The sequence below is a fragment of the Mycobacterium heidelbergense genome (assembly GCF_050205645.1).
In the GTDB taxonomy this organism is placed as follows: Bacteria; Actinomycetota; Actinomycetes; order Mycobacteriales; family Mycobacteriaceae; genus Mycobacterium; species Mycobacterium heidelbergense_A.
Map to the genome: position 1 here is coordinate 181,171 of NZ_JBNMQT010000001.1, position 8,201 is coordinate 189,371.

The window sequence follows — 8,201 nt, forward strand, 5'->3', positions numbered from 1 at the left end:
ACTGCACCCGAATCTGGGCCGGGTACAGGGCGTCATGCGGTTGCATCGTTGATTTGATGTAGCGATTCTTCCAATGGGACGCAGTTCGGGGGCGCTCCGAGATGAATGCCGGTGAGCGAGAAGTCGTCCATGGCGCCCAAAAGCTCTTGCCGCAAGCCGTCATTCGAGTCGAGACGACCCGGCTGATACGCCGTCGCCGCGACAAAGATATGGCCGTGCGCGCTTCCCGAGACGAACCACTGCACTCCGCCAAACCGGTGCACTATCCCCCTGGTCATGCCCGGATATTGAATTCTCATCGCGAAGTAGTCGGCGTCGGTGCCATCTGGGCGGTTGGCGGCCGGGTTGACCACGCCGAGGCTGGATGAGTTGATCGCGATCCCCGCGCCACCACCCCTCGAGAGCAGCCGCTTGGGCAGTAGGCCCATCAGAGGAGCAACAGACATCGCCGCACGCCAATCGGCGCGCTTCTCCTGATCGCAAGTCAGCGCTTGTTTGATGGCGCCCCGGATCGGGCGCAGATCCGTGCTCGCCGGGACTGGATCGACCGTGATAGCGCAAACGCTGTACGCGTTAGCGCGGGTATCCTCGGCGACGCGCTCATTGACCGGTATGCCCACCAAGGCCGAGCCATCTGCGGCGACCCGACCCAGTCGCTGGGCAAGGCGGGCCGCCAATCCCACAAGCAGCGAATTGGTGGTCCCCCCAAGCGATTGTGCGCGCGCTTCCCACTCACTGGCGTCGACGAACACAGTTGCCGACGGAAGCATGATTGGTTCGTCGGCGCCAGAGGGTAGGGCAGGCAACGGAGTCGCAGCACCGGGACGACTGCGGCTACGCCGGGCCATCCGTACGGCCGCGGCGACCCCACGACCGATAGCGGGAATGTCGCGTGCGGTTTGCCGGATGTCCTCGCGCAAGGCCTGCCACCGGCGGCGCGATGCGGCGGTAGGCCAGCTCATCGGATCCTCGCCGCCACACGTCGCATCCGCCAGCGCCTCGCACAACCCGACGCCGTCGGTGAGGCAATGCGGGATGACGAAGCTCACCCCGGCGCCGCCATCGGTGAACGGGACCACCGCAAGGTGCCAGCCGGGTCCGTGCTCGGAATTTAGCGGCGCGTTAGCCTGCTCGTTGAGCCACGCGTCGAATTCTTCACGCGGCCGGGCCGACGTGACGATCTCCATGTCGGACAAACCGTCGCATGAAATCCAGCGGTGGCGGCCGAACCGCAGTGGCGACCGTTCGATGCAGCGGGATAACCGGCCCCGCAGAAGATGGTGATGAAACTGCCGGAGCGCGTCGATGTCAACTGGGCGGTCATACACCCAAAAGCACTGCAGCACGGTGGTAAAGCCGGTTACTCGATCAAGGTCAAACGTGGTCTGGTCGAGCAGGTCGAGCAGGTTGCCCGTTGGCACCTTGCGTCTCGCCCTATCTCTCAGAACGCCCATTTCACCCTCCAGTGGTACCGCAACCGCGCGCCACTCGGAATATATCGGTCCAACTCCGCGACTAAGTATCAGATGACGAAAGCCGCCCGATGCCCTTAGAGGGCATGTGACTCATACGCCATCGAGGCCCAGTTGGTGTCGAAGAGTAGCGAACTCGCTCTCGAGCCGCTGCCGGAGATGCACGACGGCAGCACTCGTCCTGGTCCTGATATTCGGTGAGTCCGCAATCGCGCCGCCCACCCTGTCGACTACCTCGGCAGCACTCAGCTTGTCGGTGCGGATGAGCAAGTCTGCGCTATCAATGGACAGCGCGAAGTCCCTGCACTTCGGTTGATACTCCAGCGAGATTGTTGGGGTGTCGGAGAGGGATGCCAAGATCCCCGCGTGGAGCCGGCTGACAATGGCTACCGAACAGCGAGCAAACTCGCGCGCCGCGGCGCCCGTGTCGACCGGAAGCACAATGTCTGCGGCAACATGCTGCAACGCCATCTCGGTCCATCGCTTGTCTTTCGGGTTCATGAGTATCCCAACAAACCGATAGCCTTGTGACGACAATTGGTTCACGGCGATCGACATCTCCTCAGCCACCTTCGCCCGATGTCCCCAAATCACGCCGTCGCCGAAGCCGACGTTCACCCCAATCAAGCCGTCTTCTGGAACTACGTCGGGCAGCGGGAGCAGAAGTGCCGGGTCGCCGGATACCTCGACATTCAGCCCGACGTCGGATAGGAGTTCAGCGCTACGGGGTCCTCGCACGGACACACTGTGGAACTGCGAAAGTATTGGTGCCCATCGCTTTAGCTCGTCCTTACCCGAGCCGAACGGTGTCCAGACGGGTTCCTCAACGCCGACACCAATCGCGTAACTTCCCTTATTTGTGAGCGCAATCCCACGATTGACCCACCGCCTCCACACGCGCCGTCCAACGAGGGTTCCGCCACCCACAACTTGTGCGGCATATGGGCTGCGCCGCAGCGACCGAGTCAAACCTGTTGCGGCCGCATATACCGCCTCGTGTCGAAAAAGCGGCAGATCGACGAACGTCGCTCCGGGAAGCCGCGATCGGACAGCGTCGTAGATTGCGTCATCGCCGAGGTTGCCCCTCCGGTGCCAGCCGAGGTAAGCGACCAGCGGATCCGCGATGTCCGTCACCTCATGTTCCCGCCCATGGCAGCACCATACGCGGGATAGCGGGTTAAACTGCCGGGCGGCCGCGCCAGGGGCGGAGTCTCCCGTTCCCATTTCGCAGAACGAGCAGGCTAGTGGAAGGCTAGGACTCGCGATGAAATTTGTGCTGGCCTGCTATGGAACTCGCGGCGATGTCGAGCCTTCCGTCGCCGCCGGCCGCGAGTTGCTCCGCAGGGGCCACGAGGTGCGCATGGCGGTCCCGCCCGAACTGGTTGGCTTCGCGGAATCGGCCGGGCTTTCGGCGGTCGCCTATGGGCCAGAGACGCAGGCGATGCTGGACGCGCACCGCGACTTCTGGACGCAGTTCTACCGCAATTTTTGGAGGATCGGCGAGCTGCGCCGGTTGTGGCGCGAGGTTTGGGGGCACCGGAGCGAATGCATGGGGGAGATGAGCAAGACGCTGACGTCGCTGGCGGACGGCGCCGACCTCCTATTCACCGGTCTGGTTTACGAGGAAGTCGCCGCCAATGTCGCGGAGTATCACGGCATTCCGCTTGCCACGCTGCATTACTTCCCGCTGCGGACCAACGGCCAGATCGCGTTTCCGACACGTTTGCCGCCACCGCTGGTCCGCTTAGCGATGACCGTATACGAGTGGCTGGGCTGGCGCATTTGGAAGAAAGCCGAGGACGCACAGCGCCGTGAACTCGGCCTACCGAAGGCCAAGGGCCCCGCGACGCGGCGGATCGCCGAACGCGGCTCGTTGGAAATCCAGGCCTACGACGAGGTGTGCTTTCCCGGGCTGGCGGTCGAATGGGCGAAATGGCACGGCCTACGGCCCTTTGTCGGCACCCTGACGATGGAGCTGCCGACCGATGCCGACGAGGAGATCGCGTCGTGGATGGCCGAAGGAACACCGCCTATTTACTTCGGGTTCGGCAGCATGCCGGTGGAGTCCCCGGCCGACACGCTGGCCATGATCGCCGACGCGTGCGCGCAACTGGGCGAGCGTGCGCTGGTTGGTGCCGGCTGGAGTGACTTCAGCGACGTCCCCCATTTCGACCACGTCAAGCTCGTGGGTGCGATGAATTTCGCGGCCATTTTTCCCGCCTGTCGTGCGCTCGTCCACCACGGCGGCTCGAGCACCACGCCGATTGGCCTGCGCGCCGGGGTCCCTCAGCTGATCCTGTACTGGGACCTCGTTCACGCGATCTATGGAGATCAGCTCAAACGACTGAAAGTGGGTACCGCGCGCCGCTTTTCGAGCACCACCCGGGAGTCGCTCGTCGCGGACCTGCGCACCATCCTCGACCCCCAATATGCCGCGCGGGCCCGAGAGATCGCCACGAGGATGACCCGCCCCGCACAAAGCGCGGCGGCCACCGCAGATCTTGTAGAGAATTTCGCCCTCCGCGAGGGTGTTGGCTGATCGAAGCTTTTCGATTCCCGGTTTGTAGCGTGGGTCGTGGATTAGACTGCCGGACGGGTGAGCCGGGACCTGAAGCCCCGGCTTTCATTTCGCAGAACACGCGCTTGGAGGCGAAGAATTAGGATCCGCGATGCCTGAACGCGTGTTTGGCCGTAGCGACGCCGAGATCGACCTCCTGGTCCGCGGCATGCGCTCGGGGATCGCCATTGTGGGCTTCGGCTACATCGGCACGGTGATCGGCGCCGTGCTGGCCGACCGCGGCTGGCCGGTAACCGGGATCGACGTGCGGCAGAGCGTCGTCGACGAGATCAACCTCGGCAAGACCACGGTGCCCGAGCCGGGGCTCAACGAGCTCGTCTCCAACAACGTACGAGTCGGCCGGCTTCGCGCCACGACCGATTTCGGCGCGCTCGCGGACAACGACTTCATCATCGTGACCGTCGGGACGCCGCTTGGTCCGGACTTCGAGCCCATCGTGGATGACATCAAGGCAGCGGCGCGCGCCGTGGCGGAGCACCTGCGTCCCGGCCACGTCGTCATCCTCAAGAGCACGGTGCCGCCGGACACCACCGAAAAGCTGTTTCAGCCGATCCTCGAAGAAACCTCAGGCCTTCGCGCCGGAGTCGACTTCGGGTTGGCGTTTTGCCCCGAACGGCTCGCCGAGGGCCAAGCCATCCGCGAACTGACGTCGATCCCGATCGTCGTCGGTGCCGTCGATGAGCGCAGTGCGCGCGCCTGCTCCACGCTGTGGCGACACACCCTCGGAATGGACTCCATCGTCGTCGACGACCCGCGAACCGCCGAGATGGTCAAGCTCGCCGACAACGTCTGGATCGACCTCAACGTCGCGCTCGCGAACGAACTGGCCAAGGTATGCGACCGGCTCGGCATGGACGTACTGCAGGTCATTGACGCGGCCAACTCCATGCCGAAGGTCAACCACAACGTCAACATCCTGATGCCGAGCATGGGCGTCGGCGGCTATTGCTTGACGAAGGACCCCTGGTTCGTCAGCCATCTGGGCCAATCGCTCGGGCTGGAGCTGGCGATTCCGCGCACGTCGAGGACCGTCAACGACACGATGCCCGGCTACACCTACGGGCTGCTCACGCAACTGCTCTCCGACCAGGGCAAGTCGATCGAGACCAGCAAGATCGCGGTGCTGGGCATCGCTTTCAAGAACAACACCGGCGACTGCCGGCTGACGCCTACCAAGTACGTCGTCGCCCTGCTCGAGGAGTCCGGCTGCCAGCTTTCGGTCCATGATCCGTGGGTGCCGGAAGAGGAGGCCCGCTCGGTGACGAAAGTCCCCCTGACCGCAGACATCGAATCGGCGGTCGAGAATGCCGACGCCTTGGTGGTGCTGGCGGGCCATCGACAGTTCCACCAGATCCCGCTGGCCCGGCTCGCGGAGCTGGCGGCACCCGGTTGCGTGTTCCTCGACGGACGGAACAGCTTCGACCCCGCGGCGGTGCGCGCCGCCGGCCTGGTCTACAAGGGGATCGGCCGATAATGCCCAACGTCGTCGTGACGGGCGGCTACGGCTTCATCGGATCGCACCTGGTCTCCGCGCTGCTGGAGCGCGGGGACTCGGTCACGGTTTTCGATTTCGCGAAGAACACCCGCGACAGCAGCATCGACTTCGACGGGCACCCCAACTTCCGCTTCGTTCAGGGCGACGTCACCGATATCGATGCGCTGGAAAGCGCCCTGACGCCCGGCGTCGACACGGTCTTTCACCTGGCCGCGGTCGTCGGCGTCCAGAACTACGTCAAGGATCCGCTGCGGGTTCTCGACGTCAACGTGACCGGCACCCGCAACGTCCTCGAGTTGAGCCATCGGCACGGGACGCACGTGCTGTTCGCCAGCACGTCGGAGGTGTTCGGGAAGAACCCGAACCCACCGTTCGCCGAGGACGACGATCGCGTCCTCGGTTCGACAAAAACCGCGCGGTGGAGCTACAGCACCAGCAAGGCCATGGCCGAACATCTCGTTTTCGCGATGCATGCGGCCCACGGATTGCCGGTGACGGTAGTTCGCTACTTCAACGTCTACGGCCCGCGCCAGAACCCAATCTTCGTGATTTCCCAGAGCATTCACCGGATCCTCAACGGCCATCCGCCGTTGCTGTACGACTCGGGCGACCAGACACGCTGCTTCACCTACGTCGACGACGCCATCGCCGGCACCTTGCTCGCGGCCGACAGCGACGCGGCAATCGGTGAGGCCTTCAACATCGGCAGCATGACCGAGACGACCATGCGTGACGTTGTCGGGCTGGCGATCAAGATCGCGAACGTCGACTCGGTGTCCGCGGCCGAAGCTGTTGACACCGCGGCGCGCTACGGGGGTCGCTATGAGGACATCCCCCGCCGCATTCCGGACTCGACCAAGGCGCAGCGGGAGCTCGGCTGGCGGCTGCAGGTCGACGTCGAGGAGGGGATCCGTCGCACCATCGATTGGGCGCGGGCCAACCCGTGGTATCTCGAAGGACCCGCAGGGGATCAGCCGCGATGAGGTTCGTGCTGGCGAGCTGGGGAAGTCGCGGCGACATCGAACCCAGCGCCGCCATCGGCCGTGAGTTGCTGCGCAGGGGGCACGAGGTGCGCCTGGCGGTTCCGCCGGACCTGGTCGGCTTCATCGAGTCGGTTGGGCTTTCGGCGGTCGCCTACGGGCTGGACAGGCAGGCGTGGCTGGACGCGCACCGCAAGTTCTGGACGCATTTCTTCGGCAACTTCTGGCGGATCGGGGAGCTGCGCCGGTTGTGGCGGGAAGTTTGGGAGCCCAGGACCCAGGCCCTGGGGGAGATGAACGCGACGCTGACGTCGCTGGCGGACGGCGCCGACCTGCTCTTCACCGGCCTCGTTTACCAGGAGCTCGCCGCCAATGTCGCGGAGTATCAGCGCATTCCGTTGGCCACGTTGCATTACTTCCCGGTGCGACCCAACGGCCAGCTGCTGTCGTTCCTCCCGGCGCCATTGGGGCGCTTGGCGATGCGGGTCTTCGACTGGGTCGGCTGGCGCGCGGAGAAGAAGTTCGACGACGCGCAGCGCCGCGAACTGGGGCTGCCCAAGGCCACGGGTCCGTCGCCGCGGCGGATCGCCGAACGCGGATCGCTGGAAATCCAGGCCTACGACGAGGTGTGCTTTCCCGGCTTGGCGGCCGAATGGGCGAAATGGGACGGGCTGCGGCCGTTTGTCGGCGCGGTGACGATGGAGCTGCCGACGGATGCCGACGAGGAGGTCGCGTCGTGGATTGCCGCGGGGAAGCCGCCGATTTTCTTCGGATTCGGCAGCATGCCGGTCGATTCTCCGGCCGACACGGTTGCCATGATCGGCGCGGCGTGCGCGGAACTGGGCGAGCGGGCGCTGGTTTGTGCAGGCTGGAGCGACTTCCGCGACGTCCCGGGTTTCGAGCATGTCAAGGTGGTGGGCGCGGTGAATGTCGCGGCGATCTTCCCTGCCTGCCGCGCGCTCGTGCACCATGGGGGCGCGGGAACCACGGCCGTCGGCCTGCGCGCCGGGGTCCCCACGCTGATCCTCTCGACGGACCTCGATCAGACGCTGTGGGGCCTACGGGTCAAGCGGCTGAAAGTGGGCACCGCCCGGCGCTTCTCGGGCACGACGCGGGAGTCGCTGGTCGCGGACCTGCGCACCATCCTCGAGCCCGCCTACGCCGTGCGGGCCCGCGAGATCGCGACGCAAATGAGCAAACCCGCCGAGAGCGTGACCGCCGCCGCCGATCTGCTCGAAAATTTCGCCCGCGCGCGGCGTGTCGGCTGATCGACACAGGCAAGAGCTTGGGCCGCGCGATGGCCCCTGAGCTGTGGCGGAAGTAACAGCAGGTCACTTCAGGGACTTTTCCGAAAGCGCGTACAGGCCCTATGGGCCTCCACTACCGTTTGTGAGGGGTTTCCTTCATTTCGACTGGAGGGTTTGGAGCAGCGGTGAGCGTCAATCCGTTCGACGACGACGGTGGCAGCTTTCTCGTCTTGATCAATGACGAGGAGCAGCACAGTCTGTGGCCGGCGTTCGCCGATGTTCCTGCTGGCTGGCGGGTCGTTTACGGCGAGGCCGAGCGCGCTGCGTGTCTGGACTACATCGAGCAGAACTGGACCGATATCCGGCCGAGGAGTCTGCGCGAGAGGCTGGCAGCGGTTCAGGCCAACAAGTAAACCGTGGGGCTTGGGG

Annotated in this window: 7 protein-coding genes; 5 read left to right on the forward strand and 2 right to left on the reverse strand. The window is 64.9% G+C overall.

Translation table 11 applies throughout. The features are described 5' to 3' along the window. Window positions 1-32 precede the first annotated feature (32 nt). Together ACQI5H_RS00820 and ACQI5H_RS00825 are read right to left on the reverse strand one after the other, a co-directional pair. The gene (locus ACQI5H_RS00820) at window positions 33-1,454 is read right to left on the reverse strand and encodes a hypothetical protein (protein ID WP_427077539.1); all 1,422 of its coding nucleotides are present in this window, start codon (window positions 1,452-1,454) and stop codon (window positions 33-35) included. 111 nt (window positions 1,455-1,565) lie between these two features. Next, window positions 1,566-2,696 (reverse strand): polysaccharide pyruvyl transferase family protein, encoded by a 1,131-nt coding sequence (locus tag ACQI5H_RS00825; protein WP_427077540.1) that lies wholly within the window; start codon window positions 2,694-2,696, stop codon window positions 1,566-1,568. Window positions 2,697-2,736: 40 nt separating this feature from the next. Between ACQI5H_RS00825 and ACQI5H_RS00830 the strand changes: the two genes are divergently transcribed. The 5 genes from ACQI5H_RS00830 (at window position 2,737) to ACQI5H_RS00850 (ending at window position 8,185) form a co-directional block, all read left to right on the forward strand. Then, complete coding sequence (locus ACQI5H_RS00830) at window positions 2,737-4,011, forward strand: glycosyltransferase (RefSeq protein WP_427077541.1); 1,275 nt, start codon at window positions 2,737-2,739, stop codon at window positions 4,009-4,011. A gap of 130 nt (window positions 4,012-4,141) precedes the next feature. Continuing rightward, window positions 4,142-5,524, forward strand: a complete 1,383-nt coding sequence (locus ACQI5H_RS00835) for a nucleotide sugar dehydrogenase (protein WP_427077542.1) — start codon at window positions 4,142-4,144, stop codon at window positions 5,522-5,524. Beyond that, on the forward strand, window positions 5,524-6,528 hold the full coding sequence (locus tag ACQI5H_RS00840) for an NAD-dependent epimerase/dehydratase family protein (RefSeq protein ID WP_427077543.1): 1,005 nt from the start codon (window positions 5,524-5,526) through the stop codon (window positions 6,526-6,528). The genes ACQI5H_RS00835 and ACQI5H_RS00840 overlap by 1 nt, the downstream gene beginning before the upstream one ends. Continuing rightward, window positions 6,525-7,793 (forward strand): glycosyltransferase, encoded by a 1,269-nt coding sequence (locus ACQI5H_RS00845; protein ID WP_427077544.1) that lies wholly within the window; start codon window positions 6,525-6,527, stop codon window positions 7,791-7,793. The genes ACQI5H_RS00840 and ACQI5H_RS00845 overlap by 4 nt, the downstream gene beginning before the upstream one ends. 164 nt (window positions 7,794-7,957) lie before the next feature. Continuing rightward, complete coding sequence (locus ACQI5H_RS00850; RefSeq protein ID WP_427077545.1) at window positions 7,958-8,185, forward strand: MbtH family protein; 228 nt, start codon at window positions 7,958-7,960, stop codon at window positions 8,183-8,185. Window positions 8,186-8,201: the final 16 nt, after the last annotated feature.

Bases quoted from the DNA above. Each gene is read 5' to 3' on its own strand.
- ACQI5H_RS00830 (WP_427077541.1), top strand. From the start codon at position 2,737: ATGAAATTTGTGCTGGCCTGCTATGGAACTCGCGGCGATGTCGAGCCT.
- ACQI5H_RS00825 (WP_427077540.1), bottom strand. From the start codon at position 2,696: ATGGGAACGGGAGACTCCGCCCCTGGCGCGGCCGCCCGGCAGTTTAAC.
- ACQI5H_RS00845 (WP_427077544.1), top strand. From the start codon at position 6,525: ATGAGGTTCGTGCTGGCGAGCTGGGGAAGTCGCGGCGACATCGAACCC.
- ACQI5H_RS00840 (WP_427077543.1), top strand. From the start codon at position 5,524: ATGCCCAACGTCGTCGTGACGGGCGGCTACGGCTTCATCGGATCGCAC.
- ACQI5H_RS00820 (WP_427077539.1), bottom strand. From the start codon at position 1,454: ATGGGCGTTCTGAGAGATAGGGCGAGACGCAAGGTGCCAACGGGCAAC.
- ACQI5H_RS00835 (WP_427077542.1), top strand. From the start codon at position 4,142: ATGCCTGAACGCGTGTTTGGCCGTAGCGACGCCGAGATCGACCTCCTG.